Genomic DNA, 19,721 nt, shown 5'->3' with positions numbered 1-19,721 from the left:
TTATAATCCACTTTCTGAAAAATTTAAGAAATATACACTCATTTATGTTTTATTACTGTGTTATACAGCATCTCCATACGTATTTTTCGAATTGCTTTCGTTGGATTAAGGTTTTTAGGACATACCACCGCACAATTCATAATAGTTCTACAACGAAAGATACTGTCAGAATCTTTTATAGAATCTAATCGCTCTTGCTTTTTAGTATCCCGGCTATCAGCAATGAATCTATAAGACCATAATAATCCTGCAGGCCCAATAAATCTATTAGGATTCCACCAAAAAGATGGACAGGAAGATGAGCAACAGGCGCATAAAATACACTCGTACAGTCCATCTAACTTTGCACGATTAGCAGGAGATTGCAATCTCTCCTTTTTTGGAATCTCTTGATCGTTAAGAAGATACGGTTTTATTTTCTCATATTGATCATAGAAACTTCTCATATCAACAATTAAATCTCGAATTATTGGAAAACCAGGCAAAGGACGAATCACCACTCGATCTGGTAGAGTTTTCAACTGAGTTATACAAGCTAAGCCATTTTTTCCATTAATATTCATCCCATCAGAACCGCATACGCCTTCACCGCATGAGCGACGTAAACCAATATCTGGATTTTTCTTTCTGATCTCTTCTAGGGCATTCAGCAACATTTTTCCAGGTATCGTAGACACATTTAAAGAATATTCTTTCAAAAAAGGCGCTTTGTCTATTTCTGGATTAAAACGCATGATTTCAAACGTCATCACGCGGGATTTATTTTTCACTCTCTGTTGTCTCTTACTTGCGGCAAAAAGGGTTCTATTGCTTTAGGCTTCATATTAACAGGACGGTAAGCCAAACGACCATCCCGAAAATAGACTGTATGCTTCAACCAATTGATGTCATCGCGTTTCCTATAATCATAACGAGAATGAGCGCCTCGACTTTCTTTACGATGTTTAGCACAAACAGCTGTTGCATAAGACACCTCAATCAAATTATCAAGTTCTAACGCTTCTACTCGTGCGATGTTAAAAGTTTGACTAGTGTCTATTAATCTTGCGTTTTGTAATCGCTTTTTTAAATTTTTTAAACATTTCAATCCATTACTCATCTGTTTTTCATCTCTAAAAACTCCGAAATCTTCCGACATGATTTTCGTCATTTCTTGGCGAATTTGAATCGGATCTTCTGTATTCTCTAATTTATCCCAACGTTTGAGACGATCTAAGGCAGAAGTAATGTCATCAGTATTTTCAACACGATACTTCAATTCTGTTTTTAATGCTTCTCGCAGATATAGCCCAACTGCTCGACCAAAAACAATTACATCTAATAAGGAATTTGTTCCTAACCGATTAGCCCCATGAACAGAAACACAAGCACATTCTCCAGCGGCAAACATACCCTCAACCACCTGATCGTTACCATCCTCATCCACAGTTAAAACCTGTCCACGAATTGTCGTAGGAATTCCACCCATCATATAATGGCAAGTAGGCAAAACAGGCACTGGCTCTTTGGTTATATCAACATTGGCAAATTTTTCAGAGAGTTCAATAATTCCTGGTAATCTATCTCGTAATATTCTTTCCCCTATGTGATCTAATTTTAATAAAACATGATCCTTTTTTAGACCAACTCCGTTTCCTATTATGATCTCTTGTATAATAGAACGAGAAACAATATCTCGACAATCAAGATCTTTTAAATGCGGCGAATAACGTTCCATAAAACGTTCTTCAGATTCATTAATTAGGTATCCGCCTTCACCACGAGCACCTTCAGTGATCAAACATCCGACACCATAAATACCTGTTGGATGAAACTGCCAAAATTCCATGTCTTGAACAGGTAATCCAGCTCGAAGTGCCATGCCTACCCCATCTCCAGTATTCGTATAAGCATTACTAGTAGTCTCATAAATGCGTCCTGCACCACCAGTTGCAAAAATTGTCGCTCGAGATTTAAAAAAAACTACATCGTTGGTTGCTATATTGAACGCAATTAAACCTGCAATTCCACCTTTAATTCCACGGATTAAGTCAATTCCATACCATTCATTATAAAAGAGAGTTCCAGCTTCTATATTTTTTTGATATAGCGTATGTAACATTGCATGCCCTGTTCGATCAGAGCAAGAGCAGGTACGGTGTGCCATTGCTTTTCCAAAATTACAAGTATGTCCACCAAAAACACGCTGGTAGATACGACCATCTTCTAGACGAGAAAAAGGTAAACCATAATGTTCTAATTCGTATATTGCAGAAGGCGCTTGCTCACATATGTATTGAATGGCATCTTGATCACCTAAATAATCAGATCCTTTTACGGTGTCATACATGTGCCAAATAGCTTTATCAGGGATTACGTTACCTAGAGCTGCAGCAATACCTCCTTGTGCAGAAACAGTATGAGATCGAGTGGGAAAAACCTTTGAAATAACAATCACTTTATACTCTCGAGAATGCACCATCTCTAAAGCAGCACGCAACCCAGCACCACCGGCTCCCACAATTAGGACATCACAAGCTTCAACTTGAATAGAATTCACATTGAACTCACTATATTATTTGAAAAATTTACTAATACACATTATAAAACAAATAACTAATAACAAACAAACAGCCGCTTCTAGTATTAATTGAATCGGCTTATCCTTCACATAATCGGTAATAATCGTCCACACACCAATCCATGCATGCCATAACATACTGAGAACTACCGATAAGGTAAAAATTTTCATAGTAGTATGAGTAAATAAATTATTCCATTCTGCATAAGAAATTGGATGATGTGTGACTAAAAAAATGATGACAAAAACGGTGTATATACCACCCAGACAAGCGGTGATACGTTGTACACACCAATTTCTATAACCTCGATAACTTTTCTGATTTACCATATCCATATTCCTACTAATACAACAGCAATAAATGAAATTATAAAAACCGTACAGGCTGTGATACGTCCTGCATAAACTGATTCTCCAAAACCACAGTCCATCGCTAGATGACGCATACCAGAAAATAAATGAAACAAAATAGAAGAGAGAGTAATCCATATAATTATTTTCATCCAACTATGACCAAGCAACCTTTGCAAGCTCAAAAATGAAACTTCTGATAACGTAGATTGATATAAAAGATAAAACATCAGAGGCATGCACAGAAACAGGATAAATCCAGAAATTCTATGAAAAATTGACACTATAGCTGTTACTGGAAAATGAAAATTGGTCAAATCAAGATTTGTTTGTCGTTCAATATACATTCTATTATTCCATACTAAAACACGTCTTAGCGTAAAAATCGTGTGTTTGAGATATTGCTTATAGCGGTAATCACGTGTAATTATAATGATATTATTAAAAAAAACAAACTGAAAATTTAATACACAGCTGATTAAAATATAGACTACGTAAAGCTATACGCATTGTGAAGAGTATCAATTCCAAAGAATTTTTCTTACAATAGCTCATTGTAAGAATATAAAGCTGAGAATCACTAAATTTAATTGAATCTGATTACTTTTTATCCGTTATGAGGAATATTCATGAATAAATGTACAGCAAAACTTTTTTTCGGTAATAAATCTGCCGAATTTCCTATACAATCCCCTGTCCTTGGTAAGAATGTTATCAATATAAAAGCTCTAGGAAAATCCGGTGTTTATACTTTAGATATAGGTCTTTATTCAACTGCTGCTTTCAAATCAAAAATCACCTTTATTGACGGTGAAAAAGGTATTTTACTATACCGAGGTTACCCTGTCAGACAATTAGCTGAATCATGTGATTGTGATTATATGGAAGTTTGTTATTTACTTTTGTATGGTGAATTACCTAGTAACGACCAAAAAAGAAAGTTTATCCATTCTATTAAAACACACATTAATATCCATAAACAAATCTCTTATTTTTTCAACGGATTTCAGCGTAATGCTCATCCAATGGCTATGACACTCTCTGTACTTGGAGCACTATCAGCGTTTTATCATAACTCTCTTGATATTAATAATCCTGCACATCGAGAACTATCTGCTGTTCGTCTAATAGCAAAAGTTCCAACTATTGCTGCCATGAGTTATAAGTACTCAGTAGGTAAACCATTTATGCGTCCTCGCCAAGATATGTCTTATGCTGAAAATTTCCTTTACATGATGTTTGGAACTTCTGATAAAGAAGAAAAGTTCCTGGATCCTATTTTAGTGCATGCCATAAATCAAATTTTTATATTGCACGCTGATCACGAACAAAACGCCTCCACAGCTACGGTGCGTATGGCAGGATCCACAGGAGCTAATCCTTTCGCATGTATTTCAGCAGGAATAAGTGCTTTATGGGGTCCAGCACATGGAGGAGCTAACGAAGCCTGTCTTAATATGCTGCAAGCAATAGGTCATGAGAAGAATATTAACAAGTATCTTAAAAAAGCAAAAGATAAAGATGATCCTTTTCGTTTAATAGGTTTTGGTCACCGTATTTATAAAAACTATGATCCGAGGGCAAAAGTGATGCGAGAAACCTGTCATAAAGTCTTAGATATATCAAAGCAAGGAGACAAAACATTATTTAACCTAGCAAGAAAATTAGAAAAAATAGCGCTAGAAGATGACTATTTTGTTAAAAAGAAACTTTATCCTAACGTAGATTTTTATTCCGGACTTGCTCTACATGCTATTGGTATTCCTTCTAACATGTTTACAGTGATTTTTGCTTTATCAAGAACTGTTGGCTGGATCTCGCATTGGATGGAGATGATGGATTCAAATCATCCTCTCACTCGTCCTCGCCAGTTATATATAGGTGAAAAAAAGAGAGATGTGATCCCTTCGAGTGAACGGTAATCTTTATCTTGTAATTTCTACCAATGTTTACCCAGCGCAATGAAATCCAAACGCTCTTTTATCTTTTGTTCCGATTTCGTTTTCGGAGTTTTTTAGGCCCATGCGGCCCGCGACCCCTCGGCATTTTACACCCTTCCTTTCTTACTTTATAACTTAATACATCTAAAACTGCATTTACGTATTTATAACCTTCTTCAGCACCAAATTCTTTCACTAACCACAGCGCTTCATCAATTATTACTTTATATGGCACGTCTTTTCTATGAAGAAGTTCGTATGTCGCCAAACGCAATACTGCAAGCTCCACAAGACTTAAAACGTTAACATCTCGGTCCAAATACATAATCATTAAACTATTAATATCAGCAAGATGTCGAATTGTTCCAGTCACTAAATCTTCAAAATATGACCAGTCTACGCTTAAATTATCATTTTTTTCTAAAAATTGATTAATTAAAATGTCCTCTTGTTGTATCTTTTCAAAATCCCATTGATAAAGGGCTTGTACAGCATAGCGCCGCGCTTTATGACGCTTACTATTTTTCATTAGATTTCTGCTGTTTCTTTTGTCGTAAACGGCAAATTTCGTCACGAAATGCATTAATGTCTTGAAAGCTACGATAAACAGAAGCAAATCGCACGTAAGCAACTTCATCTAACATCCGTAGCTCTTCCATTACTAATTCGCCTATCCATTGAGAACTTACTTCACATTCTCCGCTTGCTCTTAATTTATGAATTATACGCTGTACAGAAGATTCAATCTGCTCTGTACTAATAGGCCGTTTTTCTAACGCTTTTAATATCCCTATACGCAATTTTTCTTCATTAAACGCGTTTCTTCGACCATCTTGTTTAATAATCCATGGTAAATTTAATTCAGCTACTTCAAAAGTTGTAAAACGTTCTTGACATTTAAAGCACTCTCGCCGTCGACGCACTTGAGAGCCTTCTTTCACCAGTCTAGAATCTATTACCTTAGTATCTTCAGCGTTGCAAAAAGGACAATACATTTCAATTTAGTACCGTCTCTGACGATAGACAGGAAATTGCTGAGTTAATTCAGCTACTTTCTTTTTGATATTTAAAATCATATTTTTATTGTTTGGTTCGTCTAGAATATCGCAAATCCAGTGAGCAAGACACAAAACTTCTTTTTCTTTAAAACCTCGTGTAGTGACAGCTGCTGTTCCAATACGAAGACCACTTGTTATAAACGGTGAGCGCATTTCTCCGGGCACTGTATTTTTATTGACAATAATATTAGCCCGACTTAACACCAACTCAGCATCTCTACCTGACATACTTCTGTGTAGTAAATTTACCAGAAACATGTGATTCTGTGTTCCACCAGAGACTATAGTATAACCGCGTTCTTTCATAGTATTGGCCATTACTTGAGCATTTTTTAAAATTTGCTGTGCGTACGTTTTAAATTCTGGTTGCATAGCTTCCTTAAACGCTACAGCTTTTGCGGCAATTACGTGCATTAATGGACCTCCTTGAACACCAGGGAAAACTGATAAATTTAAAAATTTTTCCAATTTAAGATTTCTTTTAGCTAAAATTAATCCAGAACGTGGTCCTCGCAGTGTTTTATGAGTAGTTGTAGTTGTTACGTCCGCAATGTTAACAGGAGATGGATAAACTCCAGCTGCTACTAAACCTGCTACATGAGCAATATCCGCCATAAAATATGCATTAACATCATTAGCAATTTCACGAAAGCGTTGCCAGTCTATTATTCCAGAGAAAGCTGAAAATCCAGCTAAAATTACTTTCGGTTTATGTATCTTAGCTAATTTTGTTACCTGATCGTAATCAATATTACCCTCTGCGTTTAGTCCATAATGAATAGCTTTATAATATTTTCCTGAAAAGCTTACTGATGTCCCGTGAGTCAAATGCCCACCATGAAATAAATCCATAGCTAACAAAGTATCCCCTGTATTCATTAATGCCATGTATGCCTCTGCATTAGCTTGAGAACCAGAATGTGGTTGAACATTAGCATAATCAGCTTCGAACAAGATTTTTGCTCGATCAATAGCTAATTTTTCAATAGTATCAACAAACTCACAACCACCATAATAACGTCTACCAGGATATCCTTCTGCATACTTATTTGTTAGTACAGATCCTTGTAGCTCTAATACTTTAGGACTCACGTAATTTTCCGAAGCAATTAATTCAATATGTCTTTCTTGTCTTTCTTCTTCTGCTCGAATTGCCTTAAAGAGCTTAGGATCAAAAGATTCTAGTACGAGACGAGGGTCGTACATTTCATATTTCTCCTTAGTAATTACTATGGTTATTATAACTGGAGCTTTAAAGGTAACAATAGGAAAACCAAATAATTATTTCCATACTTTGTCTCTACAGCGCAATTATTTTAGTTTTACCTATTTCCTCCTCTCAAGAAGAATGTGCATAAAATTACAAACTACTTATTTTTTGAAACAAATTTTAGAAAGCAACATGATCACAATAGTGATTGAATCTAAAACGAGCTTTAAAAGGATACTCGCCTTCTACGCTTCTAGTCTACAAAAAGAAAGATTGCAAATAATAAATCTTCTCTATACTCTAGATAATGCGTGAAATAAAACAGACATACAAGGTCGACAGCGTTTCTTTTAGTGTCCATATCAGACGATTAAAGCAATAACACCAACATATCTTTGTTGGTGTTAGAAAAGCCCATCAGTATACAAAACACAGCATTTCGCATTGCGCGAATCTTTTAATCTCACAATCCCTCGTCTATCGTCCGACGCGATGTAGATAACCCATTTAATAAACAAAGAATCTGATTTCCCCTTTCAATGGACGTATCATAGCAAAACAACAAAAAAGGGACATATCTTAACATGATAACCTTAGCTAATAAACAGCGCAGGTAATTTGTAGCTTTATTGAGCGTCTTCTGAATCTCTAGAAGATTCCGATCTTCTAGAAACGTATAAAAAACTCTGGCCCTCTTTAAATCAGAAGAAACAGTAACAGCTGTCAAGACAACTGCAAACAATCTAGGATCATGCACTTCCTTTTTAAAAAATCCAGCTAGTTTCTTGTGAATAAGGTCAGCAACTTTCCGTTGACGTTGATTTAATAATATTGTATTAGGTAATCTTTTTATCAACCTGGATTTTCTCGAAAACTTCAATCCGATCTCCTGTTTTTACATCATTATGATGTTTTATTCCGATGCCGCATTCTACACCTTGACGGACTTCTGTTATATCTTCCTTATAACGACGCAAAGACTCCAATTTTCCTTCATAAATAACTATTTTATCACGTAATATTCGAAAAGGGAAATGACGTCGGACTACTCCTGTCGTCACCATACACCCTGCGACAGTACCTATTTTAGAAGAGAAAAAAACTTCACGCACTGTGGCAAGACCTATGATCTTTTCTTCAAATTCTGGAGCTAAAAATTCACTTAACATTTTTTTTACTGAATCAATGAGGTCGTAAATTACACTATAATAACATAATTTAATACCCTCATTTTCTGCTAGAGTTTTAGTCGCAGGAACATCAACCAGAACATTAAAACCAATAATAACTGCATCTGATGCAATAGCTAATCGCACGTCCGACTCAGTAATTCTACCTACTCCACCAGCAACGATATTTACCAAAATCTCACCAGTTGATAGTTTACAAAGTGCTTCAATTAAGGCTTCAAGTGAGCCTTGAACATCCGCTTTTAATACGATGTTCAAAATATTATTCTTTTCAGCTATACAACTAAAGGTATGCTTTTTTACAAGAGTTGTTTGTTTTTTTGCTAAGCGCATCTCACGATACTTTTCTTGACGAAAACGCGCAATAGCACGCGCTTTGCGTTCATCCTGTACCACCACTGCCTTTTCACCAGCCATTGGTATATTTGATAGTCCTAATACTTCAACAGGTATTGATGGCTTTGCTTGCAAACAAGGCAAACCATTGCCATCAAGCATAGCACGAATGCGACCATATTCTTGTCCGACCAATAATATATCTCCAGGATGCAGTTCCCCGCTCATTACTAGTATAGTAGCTACAGGACCTCTCTTCTTATCTAAACGAGACTCGATTACTATACCACGTGCAAGTCCACTGCCTAAAGCTTTCAATTCTAATACTTCAGCCTGAAGTAAAATACACTCTAATAAAGCATCAATACCCTCTCCAGTTTTCGCTGAAACCAACTGAAATAAAGTTTCTCCACCCCATTCTTCTGGAATAATATTTTGTCTAGATAGCTCAGTTTTAATTCGATCAGGATCTGCTTCCAGTTTATCTATTTTATTAATTGCAACAACTAAAGGCACTTTAGCTGCGCGCGCATGTTGTATCGCCTCAATTGTTTGAGGCATTACTCCATCGTCAGCTGCTACTACTAACACTATTATATCAGTGCATTTAGCTCCACGAGCTCGCATAGCTGTAAATGCTTCATGCCCCGGTGTATCCAAAAAAGTAATCATTCCTAGCGCGGTTTCTACACAACAAGCACCAATATGTTGGGTTATTCCACCAGCTTCAGTACTGATTATTTTAGTCCGACGAATATAATCTAAAAGAGAAGTCTTACCATGGTCCACATGTCCCATGATTGTTACAATGGGAGGGCGCAACTTCAATTCTCCAATCTCTTTTTTTACTAAGGAAGCTTCTAAATCTTTTTCAACAGTATCACCATTAATAAGTTTAGCTGTATGGCCCATTTCTCCTACAATAATTTCTGCTGTTTCTTGATCAATTCGTTGATTAACAGTAAGAACTACTCCTATTTTCATCATAGCTTTAATAACCACTGACGCTTTTACGGACATTCTTTGAGCAAGATCAAATACAGTAATGAATTCTGGAATAGTTACCTCATGAACGATAGGAACTGTTGGTTTAGCAAAACTGTGTTCAAGTTTCGATGTAACAACTTTATTTGTTGCCTCAGAAATCAATTTACGCCGACGACGTTCCTCGGTAAGTTTTGACATATGAAGTTCTTCACGTTCCCACGCTTTGCATTCTTCATTTTCACGCCAACTACGCGATGTTTTACGAACAATTTTTTTAGGAATCCCTTTATTAATTTCATCTAATTGCTTCTTTTTTTTAATATTTGGTTTGATGATTTGTGTAGATTTAGGAATATTTGGCAATTCATGAGTAGCTGATTTCACTGTCTTCTCTTCTATTTTCATTTCAGATGTCACTGATTTTGGGACAGACGCTTTTAAAGGTTCTTCTGCGGATATTATAATTGGTTTTTCATAAGTATATCTAGAGCGTATTTCTACACTAATACGTTTCTTTCCTAATCTCATAACACTGAGTTTTTTACGCTTTAAAATAATTCTTGAATATTCTCTATCCAAAGGATCGCTAACTGTTTTTAAGTGTAGAAGTAATTTTCGTTTCTGATCATTAGTAATAGTTTGGTTAATATTGGTAATAGCAACTCCAGCGTCTTTTAGTCGAGCTAAAAGGTATTCCGGAGTTATTCGTATTAAACCGGCTAATTGCTTTACACTTATTATGTTAGTCATACTAAATTAACTTTTTTTTTCTGAAAACCAATGAGATCTTGCTGCCATGATTAATCTGGCAGCAAGATCATCATCGATGTTAATAATCTCTTTTAAATCGTCCACTGATTTTTCAGCAAAATCCTCTCGAGTTAATATCTTATGAGTTAAAAGCTGATGTGCCAAATCTTTCGTCATACCTTCAATTTTTAATAAGTCCTCTAAAGAATTCTGATTGCCTAATCCTTCTTGATCTGAAATTACCTGTGTAAGTAGAACATCACTTGCACGATGTTGAAGTTCACTAGCAATTTCGTCATCAAATCCTTCTACGCTCTGTAACTCCTCTTTTGGCACATAGGCTACTTCTTCTAAACTAGTAAATCCTGTTTGTACTAGTGCTTCTGCAACTTCTTCATCAACATCTAACTTTTCCATGAAAACAGATCGGATATTACCTGCTTCTTTTTCATGTTTTTGTGCCATCTCCGCTTCACTCATAACATTAAGAACCCAACCTGTCAACTCGCTAGCTAAACGAACATTTTGTCCATTACGTCCAATTGCTTGTGATAGTTGTTCTTCTGGTACTGCAAGATCCATCGTGTGAGAATCTTCATCTACCACAATAGACGTAACTTCTGCCGGGGCCATAGCATTAATTACCAGTTGTGCTGGATTATCATCCCACAAAATAACATCAATACGTTCACCTCCCAGTTTATTGGAGACTGCTTGAACGCGTGATCCTCTCATGCCTACACAAGCTCCAATAGGATCAATTCGACCATCATTTGTTTTAACGGCAATTTTTGCTCGGGAGCCAGGGTCTCTTGAAACGCCTTTAATCTCAATAATCTCTTCACCAATCTCCGGTACTTCAATTTTGAATAATTCAATTAAAAATTCTAATCTCGTACGACTTACTAATAACTGAGGTCCTCGTTTATCTTCTCGAACAGATAATAAGTAAACACGCACACGATCATTAATCCGAAAAGCCTCCCTAGGAATCATTTCCTCTTTTAATAATAACGCTTCTGCATTTTCACCCATGTCTAAAATAATACTATCACGATTTACGCGCTTAACCACTCCAGTAATCAGTTCTCCTATTCGTTTTTCATATTGTTGAATAACTTTTTCTCGTTCAGCTTCACGAACTTTATGAATAATTACTTGTTTAGCTTGTTGAGCTGCGATACGACCAAATTTTACTGATTGAACAGACTCTTCAACAATATCACCTGTCTTCAAACCGGAATCAATTTCATGTGCTCGACTCAAAGTAATTTGCTGACCTGGTAATTCCAGGCATTCCATATTTTCTACTACTGTCCAACAACGGAAAGTAAAATAATCTCCGGTTTTCCGATCAATAGATACACGAATTTTAACATCGTCTTCGTCATAACGTTTTGCAGTCACGGTAGCTACAGCTGATTCTATTGCTTCAAAGATAACTTCTTTCGATACCCCACGCTCATTAGATATTGCATCTACTACTAATAAAATATCTTTTTTCACTTCTTGATCCTCGCAGTCTACTATCAAGACTGCACAACGTAAACAATTGTTCAACTTATGTAATTTAAAATATTTTATACTACCCATAAACAAAAAGGGGCAACAGCCCCCCAAATTACCCCTAAACGGGGCTTCATCAACTACACCCAATTCGACCTGTTACACAGCACAGATTTAGAAAGCGGGGATAGGATTTGAACCTATGACCTTCGGGTTATGAGCCCGACGAGCTACCAAACTGCTCCACCCCGCACTAACACAACTATCATATAGATAATCTATCTAGATGGCAAGACTCATCGATTTTCAATGTTCAAAATTTTTCAAAAAGTTAAATGAACCAATGTATATAACCACTCAGGAAACATACCTGTGAAAAAAATAGTTAAACCACTGACAGAAATCATAACGTTCATTTTTAACGAATATTGTACAGGCTGAACAGAAATAGAGGAACTGTCAAAATACATAACCTTGATTAATCGGATATAATAATATGCACCAATAACAGTAAAAAAAACAGAAAGAGCTGCAAGCCATATCAAATGAGCCCTAATTAAGGCATCGAGAATACCAACTTTGGCGATAAATCCAACCAAAGGCGGCACACCTGCTAAAGAGGACAAAATTAACAGCATTACAAAAGCTAACCATGGATTTCGCTTATTTAACCCAGAAAAATCCTTAATATTCTCCGCTTCTAGGTGTCCTACGCTCATTAAAATAATCATACTGAAACTACCTAAGGTAGTAAAACTATAGGTAATAACATAAAACATAGCCGCTGCATAGCCTTCTTTTGTTCCACATAAAACTCCAAGCAGCATATAACCCATATGAGCAATTGATGAATAAGCTAACATCTTTTTGACATTAGATTGCAAAATGGCAGTAAAATTCCCGATACCCATAGATAAAATTGAAATCACTATAAGCATTTTATGCCATTGCCATTGTAGAGGTGTTAATGTATCTACTAGCAAACGTATAATCATGGAGAAAATCGCTATTTTTGGTGCAGTGGAGATAAATAAAGCTGTCGAGCTTGGTGCGCCCTCATAAACATCAGGAATCCACATGTGGAAAGGAGCTGCTCCTAGTTTAAAGGCAATACCAGTTACTATAAATACTAAACTAAAAACTAAAATTGCATTTTTATGCACAGAAGTTTGATCTACAATTGTGCAAATCGTAGTAAAATCTAAACTACGAGTAACACCAAAAATTATAGACATTCCATAAGCCAGTATCCCAGAAGCAGCAATACCAGTGACGAAATATTTTATCCCAGCCTCAACACATCGAGAGTTTTGATATCGCATAGCGATCATGGTGCAAGTGGGAAGGAATAACAATTCTATTCCTAAAAAAGTTATTAATAGATTATGCGAAGAAACTAAAACCATCATTCCTAATAAGGATAAAAGACCAGATACGTAAAATTCCGTATCTGGAACTTTACGTATCTGATTATATTCACGCACACAAAGAAAAACGTAGAAAACTGATAAATATATGAAAAGTTTAAGATAAAACGATAAACTATCTAAAATAAACATGCGATGCAATATAAGACTCACTGAAGAAGCGCTTTCAGAAAAAGCATAATATGTTAACCAAAAAACCGTTACTAAAGTAATTAGAGCAAAATAATAGGGAATTTTAGAATACCTTACAAAAAAGCTATCCACTATTAAAATTATCAACACCATTAACAGCACAAATATTTCTGGAAAAATAGGAGTGAGATTTAGTAATGTTGACATCGGTATACCATCTCGTTCACTAATTTATAACTTTGAGTCCATGGCTTCCTGCAATAAATAGTTAGAAGTTGTATGCAAGACATTTAATAATATATTCGGATAAAGACCGATCCATATAATTGCCATTGTTGTTAACGTAAAAATAATCTTTTCAGTTAATCTCACATCCACTAATTGTACAACTGAGACGTTGAGCGGTCCATAAAATACTCGTTTGTACATTCGTAATGTATATACTGCTCCAATAATTAATGTAGCAGCTGCCAAAAAAGTTATCCAAAAGCCAGTCTTAAATGTACTAAGTAAAATCATAAATTCACCTACAAAACCAGCAGTTCCTGGAAAACTTATATTTGATAATGAGGAAATCATGAAAAATGTTGCGAAATAAGGCATAATTTTGGCAACACCACCAAAATTACACATATGTTGAGAACCCAGTTGTTCATACAGTATTCCAAATGATAAAAACATCGCACTAGAACTAAAGGAATGAGTAATCATTTGTATTATCGCCCCTTCAAAACCTAGATAAGCACTTTGATAATTTCCAGTACGTATTGTAATCAACGACATAAAAGCACCAAAAGTAACAAATCCCATGTGAGCGATAGAGGCATAGGCAATTAATTTCTTCATATCTGTCTGTGCAATAGTAATAATACCGATATACACAATGGTTATTAAGGAAAGACCAATCATTAACCAATCTAAATAACGACTTGCGTCTGGCACGATAGGCAAACTTAGCCGAAAAAACCCATACCCTCCTATTTTTAGCATTAATATCATTAACGCCACAGATCCGCCTATCGGACCTTCAGTATGTACATCAAGCAACCAGGTATGAAAAGGCCATATTGGAACTTTAATAGCAAAAGCAATCAAAAAACTTAAAAAAATTAAAATCTGAACAGACATGCTCATATGCAATTTATAATAATCAAGAAAATAAAAGCTTTCTGAACGCACATGTAAATACATTAGAGCTATCAATAGTAAAGCAGATCCTATAAAAGCATATAGAAAAAATTTAATAGCTGCATAAGAACGTTTCTTCATACCCCAAATACCTATACTAAGGTACATGGGAATTAACATAGACTCCCAAAAGAAATAAAATAGTATAGCGTCTAAAGCAGAAAAAACTCCTATTGTAGTTCCTTGTATTACTAAGAACGCAGATAAATATTGGCCTATATTTTTTCCAACCATAGTCCAAGACGCCAGTACGACTAGCAAAGTTGTAAAACAGGATAATATTATTAGTGGCATTGAGATTCCATCAATACCCAAATCATAATTTATTCCAAAAGTCGGGATCCAAATAAAATGCTCCATAAATTGCATTTCTGCAATAGAAGTATTAAAACCAAAACAAAGTGGAATACACATAATCAAAGAAAACAAAGCGATCATTAAAGCTAATAAACGCGCTTGATTCTCTCGATCAACATTATTTAACATTGCAACAGGAATAGCACCTAATATAGGCAACCAGATCAGTATACTCAGTAAAGGTATATGCATTTAAATATCATTATCTATTTATAAAAAGTTTAACCAAATTAAAAAGATTAATAAACCTAAAATCATTACAAAAACATAGTGATATAGGTAACCAGATTGCAATCGACGAACTAATTTCGCCATTCGAACCGAATTTCTCCACACACTACCCACAACGAAATAATCTAGTATTTTTAAGTCGCCTACTTGAAAGAAAAAATTAGCTAACCCTTGTCCACCTCGAATAAAAATAAACCGATTCAACATATCGAATCCATATTTGACTGTTAATATTTGATATAACCAAGACAAGCGTTGCACTAATAATCTTGGAATACACGGTTGCACTATCGTTGTCATCCAAGCAGAAAAAATTCCTAAGATAGAACTCCAAAACGGAAATGTAACAACATAATGATAGGTCATATAATAAATATTATGAAATTCGAATCGTACTGCTTGCAAGACATCGTGTTGAGGCAAAATTCTAATACTGGAATCTAATAACACATTAGACTTATAGAGTATCCAATGAACAAGAGCCGCGCCTAATAATCCCGACACAATACTTAAAATCCATTGAACACTATACATACTTGGTGAAACTTCTTTAATGGGTTTGAATTCTGGCGCTATGCGTTCTGAAGTATGAAAGATTAGAAAAAAAGTACGAAAGATATAGTAACTCGTGGCAAAAGTGCCTAAAAGTAAACAAAGATAAGCATATCCGGCTCCTGGAACAGCAGAATGGGACACTGCTTCTATAATAATGTCCTTAGAATAAAACCCAGAAAACGGAGGAATAGCTGATAAAGATAAAATCCCAATTAGAAATGTTATATAAGTTATAGGCAAATGTTTTCGCAGATTTCCCATTTTACGCATATCCCGCTCGTGATGTAAAGCAAAAATGACCGATCCCGCAGATAAAAACAATAAAGCCTTAAAAACAGCATGTGTCAATAAATGGAAAATTCCTGCTGAATAGGCAGACACCCCATCGGCTACCATCATATAACCCAGCTGAGACATCGTAGAGAAGGCAATGACACGTTTGACGTCGAACTCAATAAAAGCTAATAAACCTGTAAAAAGCGCTGTCGTAGCTCCAATAATTAAAACTATGCTTAAAGCTATTTGTGATAACTCAAAAAGGGGAGCAGTACGAACAACTAAAAAAACACCAGCCGTTACCATTGTTGCCGCATGAATTAAAGCTGAAATAGGAGTAGGCCCTTCCATCGATTCCGGTAGCCACACATGTAAAGGCATTTGAGCGGATTTTCCAACAGCGCCAAAAAAAAGAAAAATACAAATCATTGTAAGGATAGAACAATGTACACCTGGAAAAATACTTATTGTCTCTTGTGAAATTTCATGAGCTTTTAAAAATACGACATGATAATCAAGACTTCCACAATAATCAAAAATAGCAGCAACACCAAGGATAAATCCAAAGTCTCCTAATCGGTTAATTAAAAAAGCCTTTAAACCACCAGATGCTGCTTCTTCTTTTTCAAACCAAAAACCAATTAATAAATAAGAAACTAATCCTACTCCTTCCCAACTAAAAAATAATTGAAAGAAATTGTTGGCTGTCACCAACATCAACATAAAAAATGTAAACATTGACATATAAGAAAAAAAGCGTTGGTAACCAGAATCATTGACCATATAGCCAGTGCTGTATACGTACACTACCAAAGAAATAAAAGTAGTAATTAACATCATAATAGCAGCTAATGGATCCACCATAAATCCGATATTAAAGTGAACTTTACCGCTGATACCCCAAGTATAAAGCGTGCCATAGTAGTGGATTCCAATGACAAATGCTAATACAAATATCCAGATAGCGCTTAGAAAAGATACAGTTACTAAACCAATGGTGACCCAATGTACTCCTCTTCGACCAATGTACTTACCACCTAATCCAGAAATTAAACATCCAAGTAAAGGCGCCAACACGGTAAGTAAAGTTAGAGTTTTGATCATCATCACTACAAGCTCCTTCTCTTTATTAACCTTTTAAACTCTTCACGACATCAATGCTAATGCTACCACGAAGTCGATATAATAAAACTAAAATGGCTAAACCAATAGCGGATTCAGCTGCTGATACAGTTAAAATAAAAAGGGCAAACAATTCTCCAGACATTTCTCCTAAATATTGAGCAAAAGCAATAAAATTGGTATCTACTGCTAATAGAATCATTTCGGTACACATCAACAATACAATTAAATTTTTACGATTAATAATAATTCCCGCAAAACCTAGACTAAATAAAATAGCACTCACTGTTAAAATATAGCTTAAAGGAATCATCTATCTATCTTTTTCTGCTTCCATTTTTATTATTCGTAAGCGATTCAGTTTTGTAACTTGAAGTTGTTCAGAAACTCTCTGTACCTTAGTATTGCATTTTTCTCGATCATGCAACGCTAACGCAACTGCCGAGATAGTAGCAACAAGTAGTATAATAGCAGCGATTTCAAACGGATAAAGATAATTAGTGTACAAAAGAGTACCTATAATTTTAACATTACTAAAATTGCTGGGAACACGAGAAAATGGAACAATGGAATAAGTTCCAGAATATCGAGAGTTGATTATTGTAATCATTGTGACGACTAATAATAAAATTGTCATCAAAGCAAAAGGGAAAAATCTTACAAATTTTTCTTGTTTTTTAGAAAAAGTAACGTTTAGCATCATTACAATAAATAAAAATAAAGTCGTGACTGCACCAACATAAATAAAAATTAACACCAGAGCTAAAAATTCAGCTTGCATCATTATCCATAGAACAGCACTAGAAAAAAACAGGAGTACAAGAAAAAGCGCAGCATACACCGAATTTCGTAACGTAATTACCATAACTGCAGCAGTAATTAATATAATTGAAAAAACGAAAAATACGACTTCATACATTGCGAAAATACTTACTTTTAATCAAAACACCTAATCAACACTAAATGTTCTTATATTCATTTAACATTAAAAAATTTTCTTTTTATATTACGAGGCACAATCACAGATCGTATATTAAGCATTGTTATTTGTATTTTCTATCTTTCTTAAGACGCTCTGAAATTTTTTTCTCGTACATATTTCCAATCATTAATAATTTCTCTTTTGTCAAAATGTTTTCACCACGATTTTTAATGCTATAATGCATTTCTTTTGTCAATACAATAGCATCAACAGGACACGCCTCCTCACAAAATCCACAATAAATGCATTTGAATGCATCAATATTATAAATTGTCGTCCTTCGAGAACCGTCTCTTGCACGAGGAGATGCTTCAATTGTAATGGCCAAAGCCGGACAAACAGCTTCGCATAATTTGCAAGCAATGCAACGCTCTTCTCCATTTGAATAACGTCGTAACGCAAGCATACCCCGAAAACGGAATGATCTAGGAACTTCTTCTTCCGGATAATGAATAGTGACTTTCTTGCTATAAAAATAACGCAAGGTTATAAAAAGACTTTTAAAAAGTTCTAAAAGAGTAAAGCGTTTAATAACTTTCTTAAAACGCATTAACAGAGATTGCAGCATTAACATTTTACCAAAAATCCCAATACGATTATCCATGCTAATGTTATAGGTATTAACATTTTCCAGCATAAATGCATAATTTGATCATAACGATATCGAGGAAATGTTGCTCTCATCCAAAAATAAATAAAAATAAAAACAGACAATTTAAGTGAAAACCATATCACACCCGGCACCCGGGCAAAAAAGGCATCTAAAATTGGTATGCCTTGAAAAGGGGACAGCCAACCACCTAAAAAAATAATAGTCGCAGTCCCTCCTGCTAGCATCATATTGACATATTCTGTCAAGAAGAAGAGGGCAAAAAAAATTCCGGAATATTCTACATGAAAACCTGCAACAATTTCAGATTCTCCTTCTGATACATCAAAAGGAATGCGATTTGTTTCTGCTACTGCCGTTATCCAATATACTATAAATAATGGAAGCAACGGTAACCAAAACCAATGCCATATCCCTCCTGATTGCTGCAAAATAATGTCTTTCAAATTCATGGTTCCTGCTATAATAAGGACACCGACGAGAGTAAAACCCATTGGAATTTCATAAGAAATCATTTGAGCTGCTGAACGTAGTGCTCCAAAAAAAGCATATTTAGAATTTGACGCCCAACCAGCAATTATAATTCCGTACACTCCTAAAGAAGTCGTAGAGAATAAAAATAATAACCCTGCATTTATATTAGCCAATACCCACTCCTTAGAGATTGGAATAACTGCCCAAGAAATCAGAGCAGGTATTAGTGATAATATCGGCGCGATAATATAAAGGTATTTATTCGAAGAAGAAGGAATAATTATTTCTTTTAAAAACAGTTTAAGAGAATCTGCAATAGGTTGTGCAAATCCCAAAAATCCTGTACGATTTGGCCCTATTCGGGACTGCATATAACCAATAACTTTTCGTTCGGCAAATGTCAAAAAAGCGGCTGAACACATTAATGCAACTAAGATAATAAAGATTTTAATAATTATTGAAACTAATGTCATTAATAC

At 35.2% G+C, this 19,721-nt stretch carries 17 protein-coding genes, 1 tRNA gene and 1 pseudogene; 1 reads left to right on the top strand and 18 read right to left on the bottom strand.

Features of this window, described 5'->3' with window-relative positions; all coding sequences use genetic code 11:
- Positions 1-38 precede the first annotated feature (38 nt).
- The 4 genes from Z664_RS00810 to sdhC are packed head-to-tail and all read right to left on the bottom strand — an operon-like array spanning position 39 to position 3,258.
- A complete protein-coding gene (locus Z664_RS00810; protein WP_039670190.1) occupies positions 39-749 on the bottom strand; it encodes a succinate dehydrogenase iron-sulfur subunit in 711 nt (236 codons plus the stop codon).
- A 17-nt stretch (positions 750-766) separates the two neighbouring features.
- On the bottom strand, positions 767-2,539 hold the full coding sequence (gene sdhA / locus Z664_RS00805; RefSeq protein ID WP_039669846.1) for a succinate dehydrogenase flavoprotein subunit: 1,773 nt from the start codon (positions 2,537-2,539) through the stop codon (positions 767-769).
- Between the two features lie 15 nt (positions 2,540-2,554).
- Positions 2,555-2,890, bottom strand: a complete 336-nt coding sequence (sdhD, locus tag Z664_RS00800; protein WP_039669845.1) for a succinate dehydrogenase, hydrophobic membrane anchor protein — start codon at positions 2,888-2,890, stop codon at positions 2,555-2,557.
- A complete protein-coding gene (gene sdhC / locus Z664_RS00795; RefSeq protein WP_039669844.1) occupies positions 2,884-3,258 on the bottom strand; it encodes a succinate dehydrogenase, cytochrome b556 subunit in 375 nt (124 codons plus the stop codon). Before sdhC ends, sdhD begins: the two co-directional genes overlap by 7 nt.
- Positions 3,259-3,540: 282 nt before the next feature.
- Here sdhC and gltA point away from each other — a divergent pair, with 282 nt between their 5' ends.
- Positions 3,541-4,833, top strand: coding sequence for a citrate synthase (gene gltA / locus Z664_RS00790; RefSeq protein WP_039669843.1), 1,293 nt, complete (start codon positions 3,541-3,543; stop codon positions 4,831-4,833).
- A gap of 136 nt (positions 4,834-4,969) precedes the next feature.
- Here gltA and nusB read toward each other — a convergent pair.
- The 14 genes and pseudogenes from nusB to nuoH form a co-directional block, all read right to left on the bottom strand.
- Positions 4,970-5,380 (bottom strand): annotated as a pseudogene (gene nusB / locus Z664_RS00785) (transcription antitermination factor NusB); the annotation flags it as partial.
- Positions 5,370-5,846 (bottom strand): transcriptional regulator NrdR, encoded by a 477-nt coding sequence (gene nrdR / locus Z664_RS00780; protein WP_039669842.1) that lies wholly within the window; start codon positions 5,844-5,846, stop codon positions 5,370-5,372. The pseudogene nusB and the gene nrdR, both read right to left, overlap by 11 nt.
- A gap of 6 nt (positions 5,847-5,852) precedes the next feature.
- Complete coding sequence (gene glyA / locus Z664_RS00775) at positions 5,853-7,115, bottom strand: serine hydroxymethyltransferase (protein WP_039669841.1); 1,263 nt, start codon at positions 7,113-7,115, stop codon at positions 5,853-5,855.
- A 467-nt stretch (positions 7,116-7,582) separates the two neighbouring features.
- Positions 7,583-7,972 (bottom strand): 30S ribosome-binding factor RbfA, encoded by a 390-nt coding sequence (gene rbfA / locus Z664_RS00770; protein ID WP_326844783.1) that lies wholly within the window; start codon positions 7,970-7,972, stop codon positions 7,583-7,585.
- Positions 7,956-10,382 carry a translation initiation factor IF-2 gene (infB, locus tag Z664_RS00765; protein ID WP_039669840.1) on the bottom strand — a complete coding sequence of 809 codons (2,427 nt, stop codon included), beginning with the start codon at positions 10,380-10,382 and terminating at the stop codon, positions 7,956-7,958. Before infB ends, rbfA begins: the two co-directional genes overlap by 17 nt.
- A 6-nt stretch (positions 10,383-10,388) precedes the next feature.
- The gene (nusA, locus tag Z664_RS00760; RefSeq protein ID WP_039670187.1) at positions 10,389-11,888 is read right to left on the bottom strand and encodes a transcription termination factor NusA; all 1,500 of its coding nucleotides are present in this window, start codon (positions 11,886-11,888) and stop codon (positions 10,389-10,391) included.
- Between the two features lie 179 nt (positions 11,889-12,067).
- Positions 12,068-12,141: transfer RNA gene (locus Z664_RS00755), tRNA-Met, on the bottom strand.
- A 70-nt stretch (positions 12,142-12,211) separates the two neighbouring features.
- Entirely contained in the window at positions 12,212-13,654 is a 1,443-nt protein-coding gene (gene nuoN / locus Z664_RS00750) for an NADH-quinone oxidoreductase subunit NuoN (protein WP_039669839.1), read from the bottom strand.
- Positions 13,655-13,678: 24 nt separating this feature from the next.
- Complete coding sequence (locus Z664_RS00745; protein ID WP_039669838.1) at positions 13,679-15,184, bottom strand: complex I subunit 4 family protein; 1,506 nt, start codon at positions 15,182-15,184, stop codon at positions 13,679-13,681.
- Between the two features lie 18 nt (positions 15,185-15,202).
- Positions 15,203-17,161 (bottom strand): NADH-quinone oxidoreductase subunit L, encoded by a 1,959-nt coding sequence (nuoL, locus tag Z664_RS00740; RefSeq protein ID WP_039669837.1) that lies wholly within the window; start codon positions 17,159-17,161, stop codon positions 15,203-15,205.
- 22 nt (positions 17,162-17,183) lie between these two features.
- Positions 17,184-17,489, bottom strand: a complete 306-nt coding sequence (gene nuoK, locus Z664_RS00735) for an NADH-quinone oxidoreductase subunit NuoK (protein ID WP_039669836.1) — start codon at positions 17,487-17,489, stop codon at positions 17,184-17,186.
- Entirely contained in the window at positions 17,490-18,104 is a 615-nt protein-coding gene (locus tag Z664_RS00730; protein WP_052246311.1) for an NADH-quinone oxidoreductase subunit J, read from the bottom strand.
- 115 nt (positions 18,105-18,219) lie between these two features.
- The gene (gene nuoI, locus Z664_RS00725) at positions 18,220-18,726 is read right to left on the bottom strand and encodes an NADH-quinone oxidoreductase subunit NuoI (RefSeq protein WP_084588746.1); all 507 of its coding nucleotides are present in this window, start codon (positions 18,724-18,726) and stop codon (positions 18,220-18,222) included.
- Positions 18,726-19,715, bottom strand: coding sequence for an NADH-quinone oxidoreductase subunit NuoH (gene nuoH, locus Z664_RS00720; RefSeq protein WP_039669834.1), 990 nt, complete (start codon positions 19,713-19,715; stop codon positions 18,726-18,728). Before nuoH ends, nuoI begins: the two co-directional genes overlap by 1 nt.
- Positions 19,716-19,721 lie beyond the last annotated feature (6 nt).

The sequence above is a fragment of the Coxiella endosymbiont of Amblyomma americanum genome, assembly GCF_000815025.1.
Taxonomy (GTDB): domain Bacteria; phylum Pseudomonadota; class Gammaproteobacteria; order Coxiellales; family Coxiellaceae; genus Coxiella.
Note: the sequence above shows the minus strand (reverse complement) of the source record. Positions and strands in the feature narration are given on the sequence as shown.